Source organism: Sphingobium sp. MP9-4 (genome assembly GCF_005281675.1).
Lineage (GTDB): Bacteria > Pseudomonadota > Alphaproteobacteria > Sphingomonadales > Sphingomonadaceae > Sphingobium > Sphingobium yanoikuyae.
This window is the reverse complement of record NZ_LUFI01000066.1, coordinates 1-24,944: the sequence shown is the minus strand read 5'-3', so window position 1 is coordinate 24,944 and position 24,944 is coordinate 1. Positions and strand designations below refer to the sequence as shown.

Below are 24,944 nucleotides of genomic sequence, written 5' to 3'. Positions count from 1 at the left end.
TCTACAGCGACTGGAGGTGGTAAGGAAGGCCGCATGAATGCTTCTACCGAAAGCTGCGGGTGCCACGGGGAGCCCGCGCGCGCGCAAACCGATCCGGCCTATCGCCGTGCGCTGCTGACCGTCGTGGTGCTCAACCTCGGCTTCGGAGTCGCCGAGCTGTTCGGCGGGTTCATCGCCGATAGCCAAGCGCTGAAAGCGGATTCCCTCGATTTTCTCGGGGACGGGTCGATCAGCCTTATCGGTCTTCTCGCGCTTGCCTGGTCCGCACGGGCGAGGGCAAAGGTCGCGCTGACGCAGGGGTTGTTTCTCGGTGCGCTTGGCGTGGGCGTAATCGGTTTCGCGATTTGGCGCGCCCTGAACGCAACCGCGCCCGATGCCGAACTGATGGGCACAATCGGCGTTGTCGCGCTCGCGATCAATGTCGTGTCCGCCTTGGTGCTTGCGCGTTTCCGGGAAGGGGACGCCAATGTTCGCGCGATCTGGCTGTTCAGCCGCAACGACGCGCTCGCCAACGTGGCGGTGATCGCCGCGGCCGGTCTGGTGGCGTGGACAGGAAGCGCCTGGCCGGACCTCGCCGTCGCCGGCCTCATCGCCCTCCTGTTCCTCCACTCCGCTTATGAAATCGTCACTGGCGCTCGGCGCGAATTGGGAGAGCGGTAGTGCGTCTGCTCGCGTTGATCCGGGCAATGCTCTCGTTGCGGCTGCTCTCCGCGCTCGCGGCGCTGCTGATCCCTGCTGCGGCAATCGCCGAACCCGGCGACGTGCAAACCGCATGGCGGCTGCTCGACTATATGGCCGTCGATTATGGCGGCGCGGTCGCCAACGGTCGGATCAAGAGCACGTCGGAATATGCCGAGATGACGGAGTTCGCCGCGTCGGTCTCGACACGGCTTCAGGGCCTGCCGGCGAAGCCGGAGCGTCAAGCCCTCATCCAGCGGGCTGCCAACCTCCAGGCGGTGATCGCGGAAAAGGGACCGACTGAACAGGTGGCAACATTGGCGCACGGGCTCGCGGCCGATCTGTTGCGCGCCTACCCGGTGCCGCTCGCGCCCGATAAGGCTCCGAACCTCGTCTCCAGCGATGCACTGTTCCGACAATCCTGCGCGTCCTGCCACGGGATGACGGGCAACGGCCGTGGCCCTGACGCCGCCAAGCTCGCTACGCCCCCGATTGCTTTCACCGATGCCGAGCGCGCGCGCCAGCGCAGCGTGTTCGCGCTCTATCAGGTGGTGACGCAAGGCATCGACGGGACCGCGATGCAGAGCTTCGCCGATCTGCCCAACGATCAGCGCTGGGCGTTAGCATTCCGAGCCGGGAGCTTCGCCTTCACGGATGCGCAGGCGCGCGAAGGCGAGCGGCTTTGGAAATCCGACCCGACCCTTCGCCGGCGCATTCCGGACCTGAAAACCCTGGTCGCGCTCACCCCGGCCGCGCTCGGCGCGGCGATCGGCGACGCCAAGGCTGACCCAGTGCTCGCGTTCCTGCGTCGTCATCCCGAACAGGTGATACAACAGGCTCCCGGCTCGCTCGCGGTCGCCCGCGCCAAACTCGCCGAAAGCGTGGCGGCTGCGCGGCGCGGCGATGCGCGCATGGCGAAAGAGCTGGCGCTGTCGGCCTATCTCGATGGGTTCGAGCCGATCGAGCCAACACTCACCGCGCGCGACGCGACGCTGATGGGTCGAATCGAGGGCGCGATGGGGGAGTTCCGCGCCTCGATCGACCGGGGCGCGTCGCCCGATGATCTCGCGGAGAAGGTCGCAGTACTGGGCGGCCTTTTCGACGATGCGGAAGCGGCGCTCGCGCCTGATGCCGCCACCGAAGCGTCCACGTTCCTGGGCGCGTTCACGATCCTGCTGCGTGAAGGGCTCGAAGCCCTGCTCATCGTTGTCGCCATGATCGCGTTCCTGCGTAAAGCCGAGCGCGGCGAGGCGCTGCGGTACGTGCATGGCGGCTGGGTCAGCGCGATCATCGCGGGCGGGATCACCTGGGCGGTCGCCACCTATGCGATCGGGATCAGCGGTGCGAGCCGGGAGCTGACGGAAGGGTTTGGCTCGCTGTTCGCCGCGGTCGTGCTGCTCTCGGTCGGGATTTGGATGCACGGCAAGGCGCAGGCCGATCAGTGGCAGCGCTATATTCGCGAGAAGATGTCGCGGGCGCTCTCGGGCGGGTCGGGCTGGTTCCTGTTCGGGCTGGCGTTCGTCGTAGTTTATCGCGAGGTCTTCGAGACGATCCTGTTCTATGCCGCGCTTTCGGCGCAAGGTGACAACGGGATGCTTCTCGCGGGGGCCGGGTCGGCGATTGGACTGCTCAGCCTGATCGCTTGGGCCATGCTTCGCTACAGTCGCAAGCTGCCGATGGCGCAGTTCTTCCGCTATAGCTCCTGGCTCATGGCGGTCCTGACCGTCGTGCTGGCGGGTAAAGGCGTCGCCGCGCTCCAGGAAGCCGGCCTTATCAACATCGCACCGCTCGCGGACGTGCCACGGCTGTCGATGCTCGGCGTGTTTCCCACTTGGCAATCGGTGCTGGCGCAACTCCTGATGGCGGTCGCCATTGCGGTCGGGTTCGCCTGGAACGGGCGCGACCGATCCCGCTCGGGTTCCGGCTCAGTGACCCTTGGTTCGAATTAGTGCAATGACATGAAAACCCTTCCGTGATAGAGGCAAGCTAGTGCGAGCCTTTTTGCCTTTCCTGACATGCCTGATGCTGGTCCTGACCAGCTTCTCCGGCATGGCCCATGCCGCCGATCTGGCGGGGGGAAGCATCGCGGGCGTTGAGTTCACGGTCCATACCGCCGGTGACATCGATCAGGTGCCATCGGACTCGGACAAGAATGTCCCGCATCATCACAATTATTGTCACGGACACGACGTCGGCGCGCCTGCGCGCACGACGATGGAATATACCCCCGTCCTCACAGTGCCCAAGCCGACAATCTCCGCCTCTGCGTCGCTCGACGGCCGCACCGGCATGGTCCATTTGAGGCCCCCCCAAGCCTGACGTCCGATTTGGGCGTGCGTTGGCGCGCCCCTGTCGATCATCGTCAGGAGTCCTATTTTCATGAATCGTATCCTCGCGGCCATGCTGGCCGCAGCGTCTTGCGCCACGATGGCGCAGGCGCAGGTCGGACCGTCCGCGCCTGTTGCGCAGGATGCGCCGGTCTACACGCTTGACCAAGCGGTCAGTGCAGCGGGCGGTTCGGCCCCTGCTGCGGAAGCGGCGACAGCTGGAATCGACGCGGCCCGTGCAGGTCGCACAGTCGCCGGCTTGCGGCCCAATCCGGTGGTTCAAGGCCAAGTCGAGAATGTCATCGGCTCCGGGCCGTATCGGGGGGTCCGCAGCGCGGAAACCACGGTCGGCTTTGCGATCCCGATCGAGCTAGGCGGCAAGCGCGGCGCCCGCGTCGCGGTCGCCAATGCGCAATTGTCCCGGGCCGAGATCCAGGCCGCGATCATCGCGGCGGATGTCCGGCTTCAGGTAACGCAGCTCTATGTCGAAGCGGTCGCGGCCGATCGCCGGGTAATGACAGCCCGCGATCAGGCCCGGATCGCCAGCGATGCGCTGCGGGCCGCGAGCGTTCGCGTGCAGGCAGGGCGGGCATCGCCACTCGAGCAACAGCGCGCGGATGTCGCGCGTATCAATGCCGACGCCAATGTGGAGCGGCAGCTTCGCTTGGCCGAGGCGGCCCGCGCCAATCTGGCGCGTCGGATCGGACGGCCGATCGACGGCCTGCTCGATGACACGCTGCTCGATCGCCTTCCCGATGTGAACGTCTATGGGCCGTTGGCACCGGTCAACACGACCGGCACACTCGCGCTGGCGGCAGCCAACGCGGATTTCTCCATTGCCGAAGCCGACGTGCGGCTCGCGCGCGCCAATCGCGTGCCTGACCTGAACGTCGGGCCGTCGATCCGCCGCCTGGAAGCGACCAACGACATGGCGGCGGTGTTCAGCGTGTCGATCCCGATCCCGGTGTTCAACAATGGTCGCGCCGCGATTGCGCAGGCGACCGCGCAGCGGACCCAGGCGGATGCGCAGCGCCGCGTGACCGCGCTCGACATCGAACAGGCGATCACGGACGCGCAGGCGCAGGCGGCCAATGCCGCAACGACGGCTCGTGCGGCGTCGGGGCCGGCGCTGGCGGCTGCACAGGAGGCCGCCCGCATCGCGCGGATCGGCTATCGCGAGGGCAAGTTCGGCCAGCTCGAATTGCTCGATGCTGAACGCACGCTCGCCGAAACGCGGGTCGCCGCGATCGACGCGCTTGCCAATTACCAGAATGCCCGCGCGCAAGTGGAGCGACTGACCGCTCGTGCGCCCAATGGGGGGAATCAGTGATGAAGAGCTTTTATCTCGCGGGCGCGGCGTCGCTCGCCCTGCTCTTGGCTGCCTGCGGCGGCAAGGATGGCGGAAACGAGGCAACTGCCGAAGGCGCAGCTGCCAATGAGACGGCAGCGGGCACGGAAAAGGGCGGTACTGAAGGCGGTCATGCCGGTGAAGGCGTCGTCACATTGGGTGCCGACCAGATCGCCACAGCGGGCGTCCAGGTCGGACGGCCGATCATCGGCGGGGCCGGGACGATCGAGCTGCCCGCGATCATCGAGGGCGACCCACAGGGAACGCAGGTCGTCTCGGCCGCAATTGCGGGACGCGTGGTCGCGCTCACCCGTAACCTCGGCCAATCGGTCGGACGCGGCCAGACCATTGCGGTCATCGAAAGCCGCGAGGCGGCGCAGATCAAGGGCGAGGTCGAGGCGGCGCGGGCGCGGCTTCAGCTCGCTAATTCGAACCTCGCGCGCGAACAGCGGCTGTTCGCGCAGAGAGTCTCCCCTGAACAGGATCTGATCGCCGCCCGCACAGCGGCGACGGAGGCGCGGATCGCCCTGACGCAGGCGCAGAGCATGGTTTCGGCGGCGGGTGTCGGCGGCGGCGGGCTCAACCGGCTCGGCATTGCCGCGCCGATCTCGGGCCAGATCATTGCGCGCCCCGTGACGCTGGGACAAACGGTCGCGGCGGATGCCGAACTCTATCGCATCGCCAACCTGAGCCAGGTGTCGATCGCGCTTAATCTCAAGCCCGAGGATGCGGGCCGGGTGCGTCCCGGCAATACGGTGCTGGTGAAGGCGGCAGGCCGTCAGGCGACCGCCCGCGTGACCTTCGTGTCGCCGGCGCTTGATCCGCAGACGCGGCTCGTGCCTGCGCTCGCCACCCTCGACAATCGCGGTGGCGAATGGCGGGTCGGCGAGCCTGTGACGGCAGCCGTGCAGCTCACGGGCAGCGGCGGGAGCGGGGCGGTCCGCGTGCCGACGACGGCGGTCCAGAGTTTCGAGGGCAAGTCGGTCGTGTTCGTGCGCACGCCCACCGGCTTCAAGGCGACCCCGGTCCAGCTCGGCGATGCGTCGGGCGACACGGTGATCGTCCGGTCGGGCCTGACCGGCAACGAACAGATCGCCACCACCGGAAGTTTCACGCTCAAGGCCGAGATCGGCAAGGGCGAAGCGAGCCACGAGGATTAAGCCATGATCGCCCGTATCGTAACCTGGGCGGTCGAGAAGCGCTGGCTAGTCCTGCTCCTCACCGTCATCGTCGCCGCCATCGGCGCCTTTTCCCTCTACCGGCTACCGATCGACGCGGTGCCGGACATCACCAACAATCAGGTCCAGATCAACGTCCGCGCGCCTGCCCTCTCGCCCGAGCTGGTCGAGAAGCAGGTGTCGTTTCCAATCGAAACCGCGCTCGCCGGCACCCCCGGCCTGGAATATACGCGCTCGTTGAGCCGCAACGGCTTCGCGCAGATCACGGCGGTCTTTTCGGACGCGACGGACATCTATTTCGCCCGCCAGCAGGTGGGCGAGCGTCTGCGGGGCGTGCAAGAGAATCTGCCCGACGGCGTGAACCCTGAAATGGGTCCGATCGCGACAGGCCTGGGCGAGGTGTACATGTACACCGTTCGTCTCGATCATCGCGAGGACGACAAGCACAAGCCCGGTGAACCGGGCCAACAGCCCGATGGCAGCTACATCACGCCAGAGGGCGAGCGACTGACGACCGAAGAGGACAAGGCGACCTACCTGCGCACCGCGCAGGACTGGATCGTGACGCCGCTTCTGAAGACCACACCGGGCCTCGCCGGTGTCGACTCGATTGGCGGTTACGCCAAGCAGTTCCTCGTCGTGCCCGACGTGCAGAAGCTGGCCTCGCTCGGCATCACGCTGACGGACCTGGGAAATGCGCTGGAGCGCAATAACACCAGCGTCGGCGGTGGCTTCGTCAATCGCAATGGCGAAGGTCTGGCTGTTCGCTCGGATGCGCTCGTTCGCAATGCCAGCGAGTTGGCCAGGACCGTGATCGCGACACGTAACGGCGTGCCGATCACGGTCGAACAAGTTGCGACTGTGAAGACGGGTCAGGCGATCCGCATGGGTTCGGCATCGGAGAACGGTACCGAAGTCGTCGTCGGCACGGCGATCATGCGGATCGGCGAGAACAGCCGCATCGTGTCGACCGCGGTCGCTGAGAAACTGAAGACGATCAACGCTTCGCTGCCTCCTGACGTCGTAATTCAGCCGGTGCTGAACCGCACCGAGCTGGTCAATTCGACGATCAAGACGGTCGCGAAAAACCTGTCCGAAGGCGCGGTGCTGGTCATCGTCGTGCTCTTCCTGCTGCTCGGCAACTTCCGTGCGGCCCTGATCGCGGCGTTGGTCATCCCGATCACCATGATGCTGACAGGCTTTGGTATGCTGCGCGCTGGGGTCTCGGCCAATCTGATGAGCCTTGGGGCTTTGGACTTCGGTCTGATCGTCGACGGCGCCGTCATCATTGTCGAAAACGCGCTGCGCCGGCTTGCCGAGCAACAGCATCATGAAGGCCGATTGCTCAGCGTCAAGGAACGGCTCGCGACCGTGGCAGCCGCTGCGCGTGAGATGATCCGTCCCTCTGTGTACGGGCAGGCAATCATCATCCTCGTCTACGTACCGCTGCTCACGCTGACCGGCGTGGAGGGTAAAACGTTCGGACCGATGGCGCTGACCGTCATCATCGCGCTCGCCTTCGCCTTCATCCTCTCTCTCACCTTCGTGCCGGCGATGATTGCGATCTGGCTGTCGAAGAAGGTCGAGGAGAAGGACGGCCGCATCATCACGTGGCTGAAGAAGCGCTACGAACCCGGTCTCGACCGGGCCATGAAGCGCCCGACGCTGACGATCGGTGCGGGTGTGGGAAGCCTTGTGGTGGCGGCGCTTGCTTTCACTACGCTCGGCTCGGTGTTCCTGCCGCAGCTCGACGAAGGCGATTTGCTGATCCAGTCGCTCCGCATTCCGGCAACGTCGGTCCAGCAGAGCCAGGCGATGCAGGTGCCGATCGAGCGGATGATGTCGAAGCAGCCGGAGGTGCAATTCGTCTATTCCAAGACGGGCACCGCCGAGCTGGCGGCCGACCCGATGCCGCCGAACGCGACCGACATGTTCGTCATCCTGAAGCCGCGCAAGGATTGGCCGGATCCTGAGCTTCCCAAGGAGGAGCTGGTCAGCCGGATCGAGGGTAATCTCGCGAAGATTCCGGGAAATGCCTACGAGATCACCCAGCCCATCCAGATGCGCTTCAACGAGCTGATCGCCGGCGTGCGCGGCGACATCGCGGTGAAGGTGTTCGGGGACGACTTCAACCAGATGAACCGGACGGCCGAGCAAATCGCGGCGGTGCTGCGCAGAACGCAAGGCGCAGCGGACGTGAAGGTGGAGCAGACGACCGGTCTTCCCATGCTCGACATTCGCGTCAACCGCGACGCGATGGCGCGGTTGGGCGTTACGGCTCAGGATGTGCAGGACACCGTGACTGCGACGATCGGCGGGCGAACATCGGGCCAGATCTTCGAGGGCGACCGTCGCTTCCCCGTGGTGATCCGCCTGTCGGAGGCGCAGCGTGCCGACATCGGCCTGCTCCAACAGGTGCAGGTGCCGGTGGCAGGCGGCGGCTATGTACCGCTGTCCAGCGTCGCCGAGATCAAGGTGGTCGATGGTCCGAACCAGATCAGCCGCGAGAACGGCAAGCGGCGCGTGGTGGTGCAAGCCAACGTGCGTGGCCGCGACGTCGGATCCGTCGTGGCGGATGCGCAGGCGGCGATCGGCAGCCAACTCCGGCTGCCTGCCGGCACCTATCTCGAATGGGGCGGCCAGTTCGAGAACCTCCAATCGGCAAGCGAACGGCTGAAGCTGGTCATTCCGGCTTGCTTCATCTTGATCCTGCTGCTCCTCTACGGGGCGTTGGGATCGGTCCGCGACGCCGCGATCGTGTTCACCGGCGTGCCTTTCGCGCTGGTGGGCGGCGTCCTGTTGCTGTTCCTGCGGGGCATGGACTTCTCGATCTCGGCGGCAGTGGGCTTCATCGCCCTCTCGGGCATCGCGGTCCTCAACGGCCTCGTCATGGTCAGCTCGATCCAAGATCTGATCCGATCAGGGATGAGCCGCGAGGAAGCCGCGCATGTTGGCGCGATGCAGCGTCTGCGACCCGTCATCATGACCGCGCTAGTCGCCAGCCTCGGCTTCGTGCCGATGGCGCTGGGCGAAGGCGCCGGCGCAGAGGTTCAAAAGCCTTTGGCGACGGTCGTCATCGGCGGTCTGATCTCGGCGACGCTTCTTACGCTGTTCGTGCTGCCGACACTCTATGCCCGGTTCGGGCAGAAAGTGATCGAGAAACCCGAGCACTACAATGAGGAGCATGAAGGGGACGACCACGGTCAGACCTTCGTGAACAACTTGGCCTGATGGATGGGCGGGGCGATCCGCGATCGCCCCGCCCATCTCTGGGAGATGGGGATATGCCTCGCACCATAACCAGCTCGATGCTTCACGGCGGGCCACTGCGCATCTGGTCGGCACTCACCGATCCGGATCATCGCCGGGCGTGGAGTCCGCTCGTATTTCTCGATGATCCGTCCCGGCTCGGCGACACAGAATGCACCTTTGCGATCCAGGGCATCACCCGGCCAATTCGGACGCCAGCACGGATTGATCGATTCGATAAACCGCACGCCTTCGCTTGGTCCTGCGGCATCCCCTATCTGTTCACGCTCGAAGAGCGGTACGAGCTGGCGGGGGACGATGGCGGCACCAGGCTAACGCATAGCTGCACGCTGCGCGGGGCGCTCTCCCTGCCGTTCGCGGCGATGATGTTGCGCCGCCTGCGATCCCTGATGGTCGAATCTGACGATCGCCTCGCAACCTATCTCCGCTGGCGGGTAGGTCAGCCTGCCCGGGCTATCAATCGTCAGCGCGTCCCCTTCCGCTACAGGAGGAAGGCGCGATGATGATGCACTGTAAGCGGGTGCTGCCCGCCGTCATCCTCGTTGTCGGGCTCGCGGCGTGCTCGGAAAGAAAGCCGCCAGCCCCGCCAACGGAGCAGCAGATCCATTCGTCCGACAGCGCCGTGGCGACCGGGGAAATGGGGCGGCATAGATATCGCTGTTCCGACGGGGAACCGCTGTTCGTCGATTACAAGGACAACGGCCTGCAGATCGATTTGCGGCGCTCCAACGGGGGACCGCCGATGATGCTGACCGCGCCAGCGCAGGGCCTGCAATATGTCGGCGAAACAGCCACCGCGACCTTCAAGGGGTCGCAGCTCACCATCGTGGAAGGCGATGGCCGTACCCGGATCTGCGAGCAGGAAGGCACGCGATGAACTGCCCTGCCTTCGAACGCCACAGGGCGCTTCGTCGGAAGAGACCGATGTTTGACACGTCGATTTCAAATGTGACAACCTTGTGCGGCCTGAATCGGGCCGGTCTGGCGATCGCGCGCCTCGGCGTCGTTCTCGTCTCCGGGGCGGTTATAGGGGCGTGTAATCCAGCGCCGACCCAGCCTACCGAGCCGGCGCATGAAAAGCATCTGACGTCGAAACTAATCGCGCAGCGCATCATGTACTGCGACGACGGCACACGCGCCGATGTCGACTTCATCGATGACGGCTTGAAAATGGCCGTCACCTGGCTGCCGAAGGGCAGGACCGAGATCCTGCGCGCGCAGCGAACCGGTGACGAGTTTCGCGGCGACCATTCGCGGGCTGTCGTGGCGGGCGGATCGATCGCGTTCACGCGACGCGGGAAGATCCGCGTCTGCCACCGAACCCCGGAGGAGTCCTAGGAAATGCAGGCACTGCTCTATACGCTTGCGCCTGTGCTGGCGGTCGTGCTCGGCGCGATTGTCGCGAGCCGCACCAAGTTGAAACCTGGCCTCGTGGCGGGCCTACAGCATCTCGCTGCCGGCGTCGTGTTCGCGGCGGCAGCGACCGAAATCCTGCCGCAGGTCAAGCATGAGGCATCGCCCAGCGCGACGTTGATCGGCGGGGCGGCGGGCGTCGCGACCATGCTGGGGCTCAAGGCTCTTGAGGCCCGCTTCAAGGGGCCGATGGCGCTACTCGCCGCGATCGGCATCGACATTCTGGTCGACGGCCTGGTGCTCGGCCTCGCTTTCGTGGCGGGCGAGAAGGCAGGTCTCCTGCTGACGATCGCGCTCACTCTGGAAGTGTTATTTCTGGGACTGACGCTGACCGACGAGCTGGCGGAAACCTATCGCTCGCGCTTGCGCATCATCGTGATCGTCTCGGCATTGGCCCTGCTGCTGCCGATCGGCGCGCTCGCTGCCGTGCCGGTCGCCGCGCTGTCGCCGGTGATGATCGCCGGCTTCCTCAGCTTCGGGCTGATGGCGCTGCTCTACCTCGTCACGGAGGAGTTGCTGGTCGAGGCGCACGAGAAACCCGACACCCCGCTCATCAGCTCGATGTTTTTCGTCGGCTTCCTGGCCCTGCTGACACTTGAGGAGATGATGGGATGATCCCGGGCAACGACAACAATGGCGGGCAGGAGCGCCGCACACTGTGGATCGTCCTGCTGCTGAACGCGGCGATCGCTGCGGGCTTCTTCGTTTCCGGCTTCTTCGCGGACTCGAGCGCGCTGATCGCCAACGGCGTCGACAACCTGTCCGATACGGCTGTGTATGCGCTGAGCCTTGTGGCGCTCACCCGGGGCCAGACATGGAAGACACGCGCCGCGGTCGCTTCGGGCGTCATGCTGCTGATCTTCGCGGGCGGCATCTTGATCGATGTCGGACGGCGCTACGTGCAGGGCAGCGAGCCCATCGGACCTACCATGATGGTCATGTCCGCGATCGCCGGCGTCGTGAATTACCTCTGCCTGCGGCTGCTCCAGCGCCTCAAGGATCCGGACGTCAATCTCCGGGCCGCAACCACCTTCAGCTTCAACGACTTCATTTCCAACGGCGGCATCCTGATCGCCGGCGTGCTGGTGCTGTGGTTGGGTACCAATTGGCCGGACCTGCTGGTCGGCTTCGCCACCGCCATCATCGCCATCAAGGGCGGTGTCGAAATCCTGCGCGACGCGCGCGCCGAAACCAAGAAAAGCGAAAGGAGGTCGTCATGAACGACAAGCTCGAACTCGACATTCCAGTGTTGTTGCCGGACCTTCCTGACGCGGCCGATGCCTGCCTGGACCGTCTCGTATCAACCCTGTCAAAGCGCGAAGGTGTCGAGCGGGCGCATGTGATCTGTCTCGACGGCAACACGCCAGCGGCGCTGTGCATCCATTTCGATGCCGCCAAGCTGCCGCTGCCACGGTTGCGCGAAATGGTGCGCGCCGCAGGTGCCGAAATCACCGAGCGCTACGGCCATGCGATCTGGCAGGTGACGGGGATCAACCACGAACGTCGGGCGCGCACGGTCAGCGATGCGCTGTGCGCCTTGCCCGGCGTGGTCCAGGCAAGCGCCAGCACCAGCGGGTCTGTCCGGGTCGAATATGATCGCCGCGAAACCACCGAAGAGGAGGTGCGCGCTGCGCTTCGCAAGCTGAAGGTGAGGGTGGGCAAGCGGGTCGCTGCCGATGAACATGCCGGCCACGACCACGGCCCCGGGGGCCACGGCGCGGGCGAAGAGAAGCACGGCCCCGGCGATGGCCACGACCATAGCCACGCCGAATTTCTCGGCCCCAATACCGAGCTGATCTTCGCGCTCGCCTGTGGCGCGCTGCTGGGGATCGGCTACGCGATCGAGAGGCTGGTCGCTGGCGCGCCCGAATGGCTGCCGACCGCCTGCTATATCGCAGCCTATTTCTTCGGCGGATTCTTCACGCTGCGCGAGGCGATCGACAACCTCCGGATGAAGAAGTTCGAGATCGACACGCTGATGTTGGTCGCTGCGGCCGGCGCCGCTGCGCTGGGCGCATGGGCCGAAGGTGCGCTGCTGCTGTTCCTGTTCAGCCTCGGCCATGCGCTTGAGCATTATGCAATGGGCCGCGCCAAGAAGGCGATCGAGGCGCTGGCGAAGCTCGCGCCCGAAACCGCGACCGTGCGACGCGGCGGGCAGACCAGCGAAATCCCGGTCGAGCAGATGGTCGTCGGGGACATTGCCATCGTCCGCCCGAACGAGCGCCTGCCTGCCGACGGCTTCGTCATCAAGGGCACCAGCGCGATCAACCAGGCCCCGGTCACGGGTGAAAGCATCCCGGTCGACAAGGTGCCGGTCGCAGATGCCGCAGCGGCACGCGCCAAGCCCGATGCAGTCGACGCGGAAAGCCGGGTTTTTGCTGGTACGATCAACGGCGGCGGCGCGATCGAGATCGAGGTGACACGCCGTTCCAATGAAAGCGCGCTTGCCAAGGTCGTGAAGATGGTGAGCGAAGCGGAGACGCAGAAGTCGCCGACGCAGCGCTTCACCGACCGGTTCGAACGGATCTTCGTGCCCGCCGTCCTGGTCCTGTCAGTGCTACTGCTGTTCGCATGGGTGGTCGTCGACGAGCCGTTCCGCGACAGCTTCTATCGCGCGATGGCGGTGCTGGTGGCGGCAAGCCCGTGCGCGCTCGCGATCGCAACGCCGAGCGCGGTCCTGTCGGGCGTTGCCCGTGCAGCGCGGGGCGGCGTGCTCGTGAAGGGCGGTGCACCGCTCGAAAACCTCGGGTCGCTCAAAGCGATCGCTTTCGACAAGACGGGCACGCTGACCGAAGGTCGTCCGCGCATCACTGATGTCGTGCCCGTCGATGGCGCCGATGAAGGCGAGTTGCTGGCGCTGGCTGTCGCCGTCGAAGCGTTGAGCGACCATCCCCTGGCCCAAGCGATCGTCAAGGACGGCCGCGAACGTCTGAACGATCGTGCCGTGCCGACTGCCGGCGACCTCAAGAGCCTGACCGGTCGGGGCGTCACCGCGAGCGTGGATGGCGAGACGGTGTGGATCGGCAAGGCCGAGATGTTCGGAAGTGAGGGCATTCCGGCGCTGGGGCAGGGCGCGCAGGACGCAATCGCGAAGCTGCGCGAGAACGGCCGCACGACAATGGTGGTCCGCAAGGGGGACCGCGACCTGGGCGCGATCGGCCTGATGGACACGCCTCGCGAAGCTGCCAAGACCGCGTTGCGTCGGCTGCACGAGATGGGCGTGTCCCGGATGATAATGATCTCCGGCGATCACCAGAAAGTCGCCGAAGCGATCGCCGACGAAGTCGGGATCGACGAAGCGTGGGGCGACCTCATGCCCGAAGACAAGGTTGCCGCGATCAAGAAGCTCGCCGGCGAAGACAAGGTCGCGATGGTGGGCGACGGCGTGAACGATGCGCCGGCGATGGCAAGCGCCACGGTCGGCATCGCGATGGGCGCGGCGGGGTCGGACGTTGCGCTGGAGACAGCCGACGTGGCGCTGATGGCCGACGATCTGGCGCACCTGCCATTCGCAGTCGGTCTTAGCCGCCATACCCGTGGAATCATCCGGCAGAACGTCTTCGTCAGCCTGGGTGTCGTCGCCTTCCTGGTGCCTGCTACCATCCTCGGCCTCGGCATTGGGCCAGCGGTGGCGGTTCATGAGGGATCGACGCTGCTCGTCGTCATCAATGCGCTCAGGCTGCTCGCCTACCGCGATCCGGCAGGGAAGGCGGCATGAAGTGGCTGATCGCCTTCGACCTCGACGGCACGCTTGCCGAGAGCAAGCGGCCGTTATCGGAGGATATGGCCGCAATCCTCGCCCGATTGCTCGCCATCACGGATGTGGCGGTGATCTCGGGCGGGGACTGGCCGCAGTTCGAAAAGCAGATCGCCTCGCGCCTTCCTGCCGGCGTCGCGCTCGACCGTCTCTGGTTGATGCCGACCACAGGCACGAAACTCTATCGGTTCATCAATGGCGCTTGGCGCGCGGTCTATGCCGAACTGTTCGACGACGCGGAGAAGGCGAAGATCCGCACGGCCTTCGATCAGGCGCTGACCGATGCCGGTCTCGCCGACGAACGTATCTGGGGCGAACGGATCGAGGACCGGGGCAGCCAGATCACCTTTTCGGGCCTGGGGCAGGCAGCGCCGCTGAAGGAAAAGGAAGCGTGGGATCCTGACCGAAAGAAGAGGACCGCGTTGCAGGCCACGTTGCGCGCGAAGCTGCCGGAGCTCTCGATCAATCTCGGTGGCACGACATCGATCGACGTGACCAGAGCAGGGATCGACAAGGGCTATGGCCTGAAGCGCCTGAGTGCCGAGAGCGGTGTCCCGCTCGACGGGATGCTGTTCATTGGGGATGCGATATTCCCCGGTGGGAATGACTATCCCGCTGCTGAAATCGGCCTCGACACAGTGAGGGTGCGCGACGTCGCGGAAACCACCGCCGTCGTGACCGCCATCATCGCGTGTCTGCACCGATAGGATCAAGATACATGGTCGGCTCCATCGCGGAATGCCGCATTGTCAAAGCTCTGGCTTCTGTCGCTTAGGGCAGCGCTTCCTAAAACGAAAAGAAGGCAATGTGCGCGTCTCCGCGAACAAAGCCTCCAGCGATCAATCTAAGAGATTCCGCCGCGCTTCTCAATCGTAGGGGGCGTTTGCGGGAGGGGGCGGAATCCTACGCTAAGGATTTGGGCCAGCGATATTCCCCGGTTAGATTGATGTGTTCCCATCCCAACGGCGAGACGTGGGCGAGTAGATCAGGCGCGATATGGGTACCGCTGGCGGCCCGGGTATTGACGACCTCGCCGAGCTTCATGGTGTTCCAGAATATGATGATGGCGGCGAGCAGGTTCATTCCGGCGATGCGATAGTGCTGGCCTTCGCCGGATCGATCCCGGATTTCACCTCGGCGGTGGAAGCTGATGGCGCGCTTTAGGGCGTGGTGGGCCTCACCCTTGTTGAGGCCGATCTGAGCCTGGCGCTGGAGGCCGGCATCAAGAATCCAGTCGATCATGAACAGGGTTCGCTCGATGCGGCCCACCTCTCGCAATGCGAGGGCCAGCTCATTCTGGCGCGGGTAAGAGGCGAGCTTGCGAAGAATCTGGCTGGGGGCGACGATCCCCGCTGCGATCGTCGCCATGATGCGCAGGATGTCGGGCCAGTTGCGCTCGATGAGCGGTTCATTGATCTTACCTCCGACCAGCGCTCGCACATTGGCCGGCGTCGCGTTGGGCGTGAAGGCATAGAGTCTTTTCTGAGGGAGATCGCGGATACGGGGGGCGAACCTGTAGCCGAGCAAGGCGCAGGCGGCGAACACATGATCGGTGAAGCCGCCCGTGTCGGCAAAATGCTGGCGAACGCGGCGGCCCGCGTCATTCATGAGCAGCCCGTCCAGGATATAGGGAGCCTCGCTGACCGTTGCCGGGATCACCTGGGTTGCGAACGGCGCATATTGATCGGACACATGGCTGTATCCCTTGAGGCCCGGGACGTTGCCATATTTCGCGTTGATCAGATTCATCGCCTCGCCCTGCTCGGTAGCAAGGAAGAACTGCCCGTCGCTGGATGCCGATTGCCCTTGTCCCCAGAAGGCGGCCATGGGCAGGGCGGCGTGGGCCTCCACGATCATGGCGAGCGCCCGATCATAGGCGCTGCCTTCGACATGCCAGCGCGCGATCCGCAGCAATTCCCAGAAGCTGTGCGTGTTGGTCGCCGCCGCCATCTTGCGCAAACCGAGATTGACGCCTTCCGCCAGCAACACGTTCATCAGGCCGATCCGGTCGCTGCAGGGCGCGCCGGTGCGCAGATGCGTGAACGCCTCGGAAAATCCGGTTCGCTCATCGACTTCCAGCAACAGATCGGTGATCCTCGCGGGCGGGAGCTGTTGATTGAGATCGAGCACGAGATCCTCGGCCCCTTCGGGCGTGTCGGCCCTCAGCTTGTCGATGTGCAGCTTGCCGTTCTCGATGATGCCGCCTGGGATCGTGCCGGTTCGCGCCGCGCGGCCAAACTCCTTCAGCCGTGTATCCAGTCGAGCCCTGCGCTCGGCCAGCCATTCGCCGGGTCGCAGCGGCACGGCGAGCCGCGCGGTCTGCTCTATCGCCTGTGGCGGGACCAGAAGCTGCTTGAGGTCGCCATAGCGGCGCGATCCCGCCAACCATATGTCACCGGACCGGAAGGCGTCGCGGATGTGGAACAGCACCGCGATTTCCCAAAGCCGGTGGTCGCCGCTGGGCTCAGCGCGAAGATGACGATGCCATTTCGAGTTGGGACGTAGAAAATCCACCGGCGGATCGACCTTGATCCCGTTACGCAGCATCGCAACGGCCGCCAGAAGAGGCGTGGCGATCGGCGCCGCCTGCATGTCGAGCAGGCGCAGCATCCTGGGCGCGTAGAGGCGGAAACGGTGATAGCCGTCCAGCACACGGCTGAGCGGGTCGGCCGCGAGCACGTTGGTCAGCGCGGAGGCCGTGGCGACAAGGGTTCTGAACCGTTCCCAGCCAGGCCCGGTGGCGATTATCCCGTCCAGGGCCGTGCCATCGTCCTGCGCTCCAAGCAAAGCACCACCGATTTCGGCAAAGGACTTCAGCGTGTCCCGAACGGCCGCCTTTTCGTCGGCGATCCTGGTGTTGCAAAGGCGTTCGGAGGCCCGATAGAGACGGCCTACGATGCGATCGTGGGTCTCCACGATGACATCGGCCAGCGATGACCGCCATTCCAGGGTGCAGACAGCGAGGATCGCAAGCCGCCTGTCTTCGGGCAGATCACGCATGCCGTCGGCGTAATAGCGCTCGCCCTGCCGGCGAAGCCGGGTCACACGATGCGCCGGCACGCCGTCCAGCAAATCCGCCGGAAGATCGAACCTTTGAAGATATTCCAGTCGATCCATCAGCCGGTTAGCGGCTGCTGAATTTGCGCCAACCTCGAACTGTCGCAGCCATACGAAGCGCGTGACGCGACCATCCACCGTATCCTCCAACAGGTGAGCCAAATTCTCGCTCAGGGTTGGCGTGATGCGATGGGCGATAAGATCCTCGATCCGGCGCTCGGCCTCAACCAGCGCATCGGCGCAAAGGCGCTCGATCGTCGAGGAGCCGGGAAGGATCGTGCGGGTGCGGCGACACTCCGCAACGAAGCGACGGGCAAGATCCTCATTCGATGTCGCCGCCTCGGCTTCCCGAGCGATCCATTCGCGCAAATCCCGTGCGCCCCGCCCCGAAAAGGAGCGATAGCCGTAGATTCGGCGAAGGTCCGCCAGATGCTCGTGCCGGGTCTCCTCGCGCGCGGCATAGAGGAGTAGATCGTCGCTGGTCAGGCCGAGCTGGGCCGCGATGAAATCCGATACCTGCGCCGGGATCAACTCGCCAGGAGCGAGCACCCGGCCCGGGTAGCGCAGGACGCACAGTTGCAGCGCGAAGCCAAAACGATTGTGGGCGCGCCGGCGCTGGCGGATATGCCCGAGATCCTCATCGCTGAGGGTATAGTGCCGCAGCAGCTCACCTTGATCGACCGGCAAGTGAAGCAGCGCCTCGCGCTGTCGATCGGTCAGGGTCACGCGACGCGGCATACATGCTCCTTATTCTTTCCGAGCTACAGTTTGAGATAGCTTGATTGAGATGCTGGTTAAGATACACAATAGCCCAATCTTATGTGCTCATGTTCGTCACCGCCTCAAACCTTCGTTTGTGATCCATGCTGATCGGCTACGCCCGCGTGTCCAAAGCCGACGGCTCGCAGTCGCTCGACCTGCAGCACGATGCCCTTCGCGCTGCCGGTGTCGAGCCAGGCAATATCTATGATGATCGTGCATCCGGTAGCCGTGATGATCGCCCCGGTCTTGCCGCCTGCCTGAAATCGTTGCGCGACGGCGATGTCCTCATCGTTTGGAAGCTCGACCGGCTCGGCCGAACGCTCACCCACCTGGTCAGCACGGTGCAGAATCTGTCGGATCGCGGTATCGGTCTGCGGGTGCTCACCGGCAAGGGCGCGCAGATCGACACCACGACGCCATCGGGCCGGATGGTGTTCGGCATTTTTGCCACACTGGCGGAGTTTGAGCGGGATATGATCCGCGAGCGCACCATGGCTGGCCTGGCCGCTGCCCGCGCGCGGGGACGCAAGGGTGGCCGCAAGTTCGCCCTCTCCAAGGCCCAGGTGCGGCTCGCTCAGGCTGCTATGGCCCAACGCGACACGTCCGTTTCCGACCTCTGCAAGGAACTCGGGATCGAGCGCGTCACTCTCTACCGCTATGTCGGTCCCAACGGGGAACTCCGGGATTACGGTCAGCGCGTGCTTGCTGCCAAAACGCGATGATGATGACGGGAGCCCCGATCAAACTTACCCAAGCGGACGCCGCAGACGTTGCAGACCTGTACAACCGTTGCAGCGACTATTTCCTGTTGCAGGACGGGGCCGCGCCCACGCTGGACGATGCTCGCGAGCTTTTCTCCGATGTGCCGCCCGAAAAGAGCGCCCACAATCAAGCTGTCCTGGGATGGAAGGGGCCTGGCGGCCTATATGCAATCGCGGCCATCCTCCGCGATTATCCGCGTGATGGCACATGGTATCTCGGCTTCATGATCGTAGATGCCGCACAGCGTGGTCGTGGCGTCGGACGCTCAATTTACTCGACGGTCGAAAGCTGGGCCGCTGCGAGAGGTGCCACAGAGATTCGGTTGGCCGTGCTGGAAGCGAATGAAGCGGCAGAGCGATTTTGGCGTTCTCTCGGCTTCATTGAGTATCGGCGCGTTGGGCCAGACACCTTCAAAATGCGTAGCCATCGCCGGATAGAACTGAGCCGTCGCCTTTCTGGCGCGACCGTAGAAGGCAGCAACAAGTAAGATCTCGCGCCGGCTATCTGGGCGAGCTTGGCGTAGGATTCCGCCCCCTCCCGCAAACGCCCCCGTAAAAGGCGGGACGCCGAGGGGAAGGGCGTGCGCGTCGCCCGCTGACGCCCCTTCCAACTGACTTTCCATTCTCTCGCCAAATTCCAGGCGCGCGAACCGTGCAGAGATCGTATAACGGGGGCAACCGTTCGGTTATCCCCGTTAAATGGATTGTGACAAATGCCCTTGATCGGCTACACCCGTGTTTCGACCGACGAACAGGACACATTCGCGCAGATCGGTGAGTTACGGCGCGCAGGCTGTGCAGCCATATTCGAAGACCGGGCCAGCGGCGCTAGCCGCAGCCGTCCCAAGTTGGCCAGCGCGCTCGCTGCGGTAGGGCAGGGGGATACCCTCGTCGTTGTGCGGATTGATCGCCTCGCACGATCGTTGTCGCATTTGCTCGATATCGTCGAAGCGCTTCGGGCGAAGGGCGCCTACTTTCGCTCGATCAACGATCCAATCGACACGAGCAGCCCACAAGGCATGTTGATGACGCAGATGCTCGGGGCCTTCGCCGAATTCGAACGTGCTCTCATTCGGGAGCGGACGCGCGCGGGCCTCAAGGCGGCGGTCGCGCGTGGCGCGAAACCGGGAAATCCGAAAATGCGCGCGCGGGATCCGTCAGCAATTGATGAGCTACGCCACACTCTGAAGGAAAAGCATCTCCACGATCTGATAGACGGTCGGCAAGCTTGGCTGCCGCTCGTTGAGCGCCTGCGGCCGCAGTTGCCCTGGGCGTTTGTGTTACGGCATATTAGGGCGCTCAGGCCGCCGGTGCGCTCTTTCTCCGAACGCACGTTGGTGAAGGCGTGCCGAGCGCTCGTTGACGCAGGCTACGCAAATCCTGTGATCTTAGAGACGGCGCCGCGCCTTTCCCCCGATAGCCGGGTTGCTATACTTGTTGCCGACAAGCTTAGAAGCCAGCCAGATGCCACACTGCGCGGTATTGCGGCTTGGCTCGGCAAGGATTTGCGGGAGCCAACGCCGCGTGGTGCTCTGAACTGGTCGCCAGAAGCTGTCCGCCGCGTGATCGCTCAAGGGCGGGAGTTGGGGCTCATTTGTTGCGCCAAACCCAATGTGAAACAGGGATGCTCAGTACGGCGGACTGCGTCGATCAGCCCGGAACGGGAGGAGTGAGCCTTCATGCCCACTTCAAGGAATCACCAAGAGGCGAGGCCTGATAATCGGCAGTCTCAGCAAGACTTTAACATTGTGGAATAAATGATGTGGGAGGACTCGACTCTTCTGAGCGCTGCCGCAACAAAGAACATATGCAGCCGCTATTTCATGTCTACATCGATGAGGCGGGCGACCCCGGAGTAAAGCCGAAGGCAACCGATGAGCCACATTGGTCTGATTGGTTCGTCTTGTCCGCGGTTGTGGTAGGAGCCGAGAACGACGCCGACACCGTTGAATGGATCAAGGACATGAACCGTGCGATCCGTCGTAACGGCCCTTCGGACATTCATTATCGTAAGTTCAGCGATGCCAATCGTCGGCATGTGTGCAGGGTGCTTGCAAGCAAGCCAGTTCGCCTCTTCATTGTCGCATCTCATAAAGATACGATGCGCCGGCACCGAAGTCAGCGATTAGGTAAATCTAATGACAAGCAGTTCTATAACTGGTGCCTCAGGCTTCTCCTCGAACGCGTAACGGAATGGTGCGCAAGGCGTGGCCGAAAGATGGGTGCAGGAGTCTTTCCGGCGCGATTGGTGTTTTCACACCGCGGTGGCCATGACTACGGCGAATTGAGGGGGTATCTGCGGAAAATCATTGCGCAATCGCTGACGGGCAATCTGACGCTCGACAGAAAGGGCATTACACCAGACGTCATTTTCGATGACCTGATAGAGGTTGTTCCGCACGACAATCTGGCCGGCTTGCAATTGGCCGACGTGGCGGCGAGTGCGTTCTGGCAAGCCGCCTGTTCAACGTCTCGTCGACATGATCTTACGCCAGCATCAGACCTGATTTGCCGGCTTGCCAGAAAGGGCCAACGCAAGCGCCCCGACGGGTTTGGCATGATGCTTTTACCGCTACCCCACTAAGGCGACATCCCGGTGGCAGACAGGTCAATATTCGAACGTTGCGGCTATAAGTTCAGAAAAATGTGACGGGCCTCGGCCTCTTATTCTCGCTGGGCGGATAGGTCATCATCCTATGGATGGCCGTCCCAGTAGCTGCCTCCCAGCAAAGCTGTTCGTGCAAAAGGTAGATCCGACGTATCCCGTCTCTGCATAGATGCAGTGACCGGCGCCATAATTCAACAATATAGTTCAATGGTCCGGTTCGGTTCGTCGGGTTTTCAAAACAGATTGACTCTTTTACTGTGCGTCGTTGATCTAATTTCCCATCATCCTGATTTTGGTTGGTTGCATCGGATAATCACGATGCTTCATTGACGTCGCGATATCCATCGGCTAAATCCGATACATGGAAACCGATGACGCTCTCTCCATTCTTTCTGCGCTCTCGCATCCCACACGGCTTGATGCGTTTCGCGTCCTGATACGACATGAGCCTGATGGCCTGTCGACCGGCAAATTGGTTGAAGCGTCGGGGCTGACCCAGAGCACGTTCTCGACGCATCTGGCCGTGATGGCGAAGGCAGGGCTGGTGCTTTCAGAGAAGCGTGGCCGCCAACAGATCCAGCGTGCCAACCTCGCCGTGCTGCGAGGACTGATGGTCTACCTGGCCAAGGATTGCTGCCAGGGGCGCGCCGAACTGTGCGAGCCGCTTCTGGCCGAACTCACCTGCTGCTGAAGAGGCAACAATGACCGATATTGTGATCTATCATAACCCGCTTTGCGGGACCTCTCGTAATGCCCTGGCCATGATCCGCAATGCGGGCATTGAACCGCACGTAATCGAATATCTCAAGACGCCGCCCACACGCGCCTTGCTGGTCGAACTGATCGACCGCGCCGGAATGGCCCCGCGCGATCTCTTGCGCGAGAAGGGCACCCCCTATGCAGAGCTGGGCTTGAACGACACGTCGCTGTCGGACGACGCGCTGGTGGACGCGATGATGGCGCATCCGATCCTCATCAACCGCCCCCTCGTTGTGTCACCGCTCGGTGTCAAACTCTGCCGTCCTTCCGAAGCGGTGCTTGATCTGCTGCCGACAGGCCAGCTCGGCGCATTCGCGAAAGAAGATGGCGAACAGGTCGTGGACGCCTCGGGCCAGCGTATCGCCTGATGCTGCCAGCAATTCTGATCTTCATCGCGACGATCGCGCTCGTCATCTGGCAACCCAAGGGCCTCGGCATTGGGTGGAGCGCCATGGGCGGGGCGGTCGTGGCGCTGCTCGCGGGCGTTGTATCGCTCTCCGACGTGCCCGTGGTCTGGGGCATTGTCTGGAACGCGACGGGCGCTTTCGTCGCGATCATCGTCATCAGCCTGCTGCTGGACGAGGCCGGATTCTTCGAATGGGCTGCGCTCCATGTCGCGCGCTGGGGCAAGGGCAATGGCCGCCTCCTGTTTGCCCTGGTCGTGCTGCTCGGCGCGGCGGTATCGTCCCTGTTCGCCAATGATGGCGCGGCCTTGATCCTGACCCCTATCGTTATCGCGATGCTGCGCGCGCTAGGTTATGGCGACAAGGCGACGCTGGCGTTCGTAATGGCGGCGGGCTTCATCGCGGACACCGCCAGTCTGCCGCTTGTCGTCTCGAACCTCGTCAACATTGTGTCGGCCGACTTCTTCAAGCTCGGTTTCGGCGAATATGCCAGCGTGATGGTGCCAGTGGATCTGGCAGCGATCGCCGCCACGCTTGGCGCGCTGATGCTGTTCTTCCGTCGTGACATACCGGCAAACTATGATGTCGCCGCGCTGCATGCGCCGCGGGCGGCAATCCGGGACGCCGCGACCTTCCGCGCAGGTTGGGTCGTCCTCGTGCTTCTTCTCGTCGGCTTCTTCCTGCTCGATCCGCTGGGCGTGCCGGTCAGCGCGGTTGCCGCTGCCGGCGCAATTCTGCTGCTCGCAATCGCGGCGAGGGGGCATGTGATCGAAACCCGCAAGGTGCTGCGCGGCGCGCCGTGGCAGGTCGTCATCTTCTCGCTTGGCATGTATCTCGTGGTCTATGGCCTGCGAAATGCAGGACTGACCGACCACCTGGCCGCGCTGCTCGATCGTACCGCGCAAGGCGGGGTGTGGGGTGCCGCGCTGGGGGCCGGCGTGATCGCTGCCGTCCTGTCATCCGTCATGAACAACATGCCGACGGTACTGGTGGGCGCGCTGTCGATCGACGCCACGCACGCCACCGGGGCGGTGAAGGAAGCGATGATCTACGCCAATGTGATCGGCTGCGATCTTGGCCCCAAGATCACGCCCATCGGCTCGCTCGCCACCCTGCTGTGGCTTCATGTCCTGGGCCAGAAAAACATCAAGATCGGGTGGGGCTATTACTTCCGCGTGGGCGCGACGCTCACCGTTCCCATCCTGCTCATCACCCTTGCGGCGCTCGCGCTGCGTATTGGAATTGCCTGATGCCTATCCGCGACCTTCCCGATCCCGACACGCTACCCGCGCTTGATCCGGCCTTTATCCACCACCGGCCAGCGGCAGGGTTGGGGGCGCTCGATCCCGCACCGCGCATTCTGCTGCTCTATGGCAGCCTGCGCGAACGGTCTTTCTCCCGTCTCGCGGTCGAGGAATCCGCACGGCTTTTGCGCCTGTTCGGCGCGGAAACCCGGATTTTCGATCCATCGACGCTGCCGCTGCCCGACCAGATAGCGGGTGACGATCATCCCGCCGTTCACGAACTTCGCGAACTGGCGCTGTGGTCCGAGGGCCAGGTGTGGTGCAGCCCGGAGCGGCACGGTCAGATCACCGGCATCATGAAGGCGCAGATCGATCATCTGCCGTTGGAAATGAAGGGAATGCGCCCAACGCAGGGGCGCACGCTTGCGGTCATGCAGGTATCTGGCGGCTCGCAGTCGTTCAACGCCGTGAACACGCTTCGCCTGCTGGGCCGCTGGATGCGAATGTTCACCATTCCCAACCAGTCATCCGTGGCGATGGCCTACAAGGAGTTTGACGAAGCAGGCCGCATGAAGCCGTCGAGCTATTATGACCGCATCGTCGATGTGATGGAGGAGCTGGTGCGCTTCACTGTCCTGATGCGTCCGCACGCCGGTCAGCTCGTTGATCGCTACTCAGAACGCAAGCAGCTTGGGGTGCCGGTTGATCCGGCAACTGATCATTCCGCGATCGCGATCTCGGGTCGTTAGCGGAAGCTGCCAAGATAGGTAGGGGACGAGCCCAGAGTGAAAACGACCCAATCGCTCGCCCTTGCCTTCAGGACCGACCGCCGGAGTTCGCGGCGGGGTTGCCAAGGTTGTTCAGCGGCGCAGCGACCAGATCGCCGCCAGTTTGGAAACTTTGCGCTTTTGATCCAACGCTCGGCGAGCGCCGTTCAGCCGGCTGATGAAGCTTGGCGACCATCGATCAGCTGCCGAGATGTGTATTTCGATGGCGGCTCGCTCGACGGTTGAAACGAATTCCTCGATCGATGGCCGACTTTCTGGCCCGTAGAGGGTGCGTCCGGTCGTCGGATCGGGATCCAGAATTGCACAGATTGCCCCTAGAAGGCTCCGGCGTTTTCGAATGCTGCCGGTTGCGAGAGGATGAAGTCCGTCGCTTTCGTAGAAGTCCTGCGGAAGGTAGCCCGGGGTAATGGCAGGGCAGCTGAAGGCGTTCAGCGGGATGTTGGTTCGCGTGTACCCCCAGTAATTTCGACTGTCAATCGGCGTGCAAACGGGACCCCCGATCGGCGCGCAAAAGGGACCCCTTTTCAAGGATGGCAGGAAGGTCGAGGAACGCGCCTTGCGCAGCGCGCGGCGTAGGGAGGGCGGAGCCC

General features: G+C 63.8%; 23 protein-coding genes. 21 read left to right on the top strand and 2 right to left on the bottom strand.

The window, feature by feature from the left end:
• Positions 1-33: 33 nt before the first annotated feature.
• From A0U87_RS20345 to A0U87_RS20285, 13 genes are all read left to right on the top strand, one after another.
• Positions 34-660 (top strand): cation transporter, encoded by a 627-nt coding sequence (locus A0U87_RS20345; protein WP_004212870.1) that lies wholly within the window; start codon positions 34-36, stop codon positions 658-660.
• A complete protein-coding gene (locus A0U87_RS20340; RefSeq protein WP_137405930.1) occupies positions 660-2,627 on the top strand; it encodes a cytochrome c/FTR1 family iron permease in 1,968 nt (655 codons plus the stop codon). The genes A0U87_RS20345 and A0U87_RS20340 overlap by 1 nt, the downstream gene beginning before the upstream one ends.
• A gap of 73 nt (positions 2,628-2,700) precedes the next feature.
• The gene (locus A0U87_RS20335; protein WP_007406840.1) at positions 2,701-2,997 is read left to right on the top strand and encodes a hypothetical protein; all 297 of its coding nucleotides are present in this window, start codon (positions 2,701-2,703) and stop codon (positions 2,995-2,997) included.
• A gap of 60 nt (positions 2,998-3,057) precedes the next feature.
• Positions 3,058-4,335: a TolC family protein gene (locus A0U87_RS20330; protein ID WP_137405929.1), complete on the top strand. Its 1,278-nt coding sequence runs from the start codon at positions 3,058-3,060 to the stop codon at positions 4,333-4,335.
• Positions 4,335-5,513, top strand: coding sequence for an efflux RND transporter periplasmic adaptor subunit (locus A0U87_RS20325; protein ID WP_137405928.1), 1,179 nt, complete (start codon positions 4,335-4,337; stop codon positions 5,511-5,513). Before A0U87_RS20330 ends, A0U87_RS20325 begins: the two co-directional genes overlap by 1 nt.
• Before the next feature lie 3 nt (positions 5,514-5,516).
• Positions 5,517-8,762, top strand: coding sequence for a CusA/CzcA family heavy metal efflux RND transporter (locus tag A0U87_RS20320; protein WP_004212878.1), 3,246 nt, complete (start codon positions 5,517-5,519; stop codon positions 8,760-8,762).
• 53 nt (positions 8,763-8,815) lie between these two features.
• Positions 8,816-9,304: an SRPBCC domain-containing protein gene (locus tag A0U87_RS20315; RefSeq protein ID WP_004212879.1), complete on the top strand. Its 489-nt coding sequence runs from the start codon at positions 8,816-8,818 to the stop codon at positions 9,302-9,304.
• Positions 9,301-9,678, top strand: coding sequence for a hypothetical protein (locus A0U87_RS20310; RefSeq protein WP_009824022.1), 378 nt, complete (start codon positions 9,301-9,303; stop codon positions 9,676-9,678). Before A0U87_RS20315 ends, A0U87_RS20310 begins: the two co-directional genes overlap by 4 nt.
• 47 nt (positions 9,679-9,725) lie before the next feature.
• On the top strand, positions 9,726-10,139 hold the full coding sequence (locus A0U87_RS20305) for a hypothetical protein (RefSeq protein ID WP_137405927.1): 414 nt from the start codon (positions 9,726-9,728) through the stop codon (positions 10,137-10,139).
• A 3-nt stretch (positions 10,140-10,142) separates the two neighbouring features.
• On the top strand, positions 10,143-10,829 hold the full coding sequence (locus A0U87_RS20300) for a hypothetical protein (RefSeq protein WP_004212882.1): 687 nt from the start codon (positions 10,143-10,145) through the stop codon (positions 10,827-10,829).
• On the top strand, positions 10,826-11,434 hold the full coding sequence (locus A0U87_RS20295) for a cation transporter (protein ID WP_004212885.1): 609 nt from the start codon (positions 10,826-10,828) through the stop codon (positions 11,432-11,434). Before A0U87_RS20300 ends, A0U87_RS20295 begins: the two co-directional genes overlap by 4 nt.
• Positions 11,431-13,932 (top strand): heavy metal translocating P-type ATPase, encoded by a 2,502-nt coding sequence (locus tag A0U87_RS20290; protein WP_004212886.1) that lies wholly within the window; start codon positions 11,431-11,433, stop codon positions 13,930-13,932. Before A0U87_RS20295 ends, A0U87_RS20290 begins: the two co-directional genes overlap by 4 nt.
• On the top strand, positions 13,929-14,678 hold the full coding sequence (locus tag A0U87_RS20285) for an HAD-IIB family hydrolase (RefSeq protein WP_004212890.1): 750 nt from the start codon (positions 13,929-13,931) through the stop codon (positions 14,676-14,678). Before A0U87_RS20290 ends, A0U87_RS20285 begins: the two co-directional genes overlap by 4 nt.
• Before the next feature lie 196 nt (positions 14,679-14,874).
• Here the strand turns inward: A0U87_RS20285 and A0U87_RS20280 are convergent, their stop codons facing one another.
• Positions 14,875-17,766 carry a Tn3 family transposase gene (locus tag A0U87_RS20280; RefSeq protein WP_010337674.1) on the bottom strand — a complete coding sequence of 964 codons (2,892 nt, stop codon included), beginning with the start codon at positions 17,764-17,766 and terminating at the stop codon, positions 14,875-14,877.
• A gap of 125 nt (positions 17,767-17,891) precedes the next feature.
• Here A0U87_RS20280 and A0U87_RS20275 point away from each other — a divergent pair, with 125 nt between their 5' ends.
• The 8 genes from A0U87_RS20275 to arsH all read left to right on the top strand — a co-directional run bounded on the left by A0U87_RS20275 (position 17,892) and on the right by arsH (position 24,315).
• The gene (locus A0U87_RS20275) at positions 17,892-18,512 is read left to right on the top strand and encodes a recombinase family protein (RefSeq protein WP_008832583.1); all 621 of its coding nucleotides are present in this window, start codon (positions 17,892-17,894) and stop codon (positions 18,510-18,512) included.
• Positions 18,509-19,039 carry a GNAT family N-acetyltransferase gene (locus A0U87_RS20270; protein WP_007686150.1) on the top strand — a complete coding sequence of 177 codons (531 nt, stop codon included), beginning with the start codon at positions 18,509-18,511 and terminating at the stop codon, positions 19,037-19,039. Before A0U87_RS20275 ends, A0U87_RS20270 begins: the two co-directional genes overlap by 4 nt.
• Positions 19,040-19,264: 225 nt before the next feature.
• On the top strand, positions 19,265-20,224 hold the full coding sequence (locus tag A0U87_RS20265) for a recombinase family protein (RefSeq protein ID WP_084439159.1): 960 nt from the start codon (positions 19,265-19,267) through the stop codon (positions 20,222-20,224).
• 89 nt (positions 20,225-20,313) lie between these two features.
• The gene (locus tag A0U87_RS20260) at positions 20,314-21,135 is read left to right on the top strand and encodes a DUF3800 domain-containing protein (RefSeq protein WP_137405926.1); all 822 of its coding nucleotides are present in this window, start codon (positions 20,314-20,316) and stop codon (positions 21,133-21,135) included.
• A 385-nt stretch (positions 21,136-21,520) separates the two neighbouring features.
• Entirely contained in the window at positions 21,521-21,850 is a 330-nt protein-coding gene (locus A0U87_RS20255; RefSeq protein WP_066861494.1) for a metalloregulator ArsR/SmtB family transcription factor, read from the top strand.
• 10 nt (positions 21,851-21,860) lie between these two features.
• Positions 21,861-22,286 carry an arsenate reductase (glutaredoxin) gene (gene arsC / locus A0U87_RS20250; protein WP_066861499.1) on the top strand — a complete coding sequence of 142 codons (426 nt, stop codon included), beginning with the start codon at positions 21,861-21,863 and terminating at the stop codon, positions 22,284-22,286.
• Positions 22,286-23,572 (top strand): arsenic transporter, encoded by a 1,287-nt coding sequence (locus A0U87_RS20245; protein ID WP_066861501.1) that lies wholly within the window; start codon positions 22,286-22,288, stop codon positions 23,570-23,572. The genes arsC and A0U87_RS20245 overlap by 1 nt, the downstream gene beginning before the upstream one ends.
• Positions 23,572-24,315: an arsenical resistance protein ArsH gene (gene arsH, locus A0U87_RS20240; RefSeq protein ID WP_066861504.1), complete on the top strand. Its 744-nt coding sequence runs from the start codon at positions 23,572-23,574 to the stop codon at positions 24,313-24,315. The genes A0U87_RS20245 and arsH overlap by 1 nt, the downstream gene beginning before the upstream one ends.
• 111 nt (positions 24,316-24,426) lie before the next feature.
• On the opposite strand, the gene A0U87_RS26295 is transcribed toward arsH, so the two are convergent.
• Positions 24,427-24,944 (bottom strand): hypothetical protein (locus A0U87_RS26295; protein ID WP_170978438.1); only part of this gene is annotated, 518 nt, incomplete at its 5' end.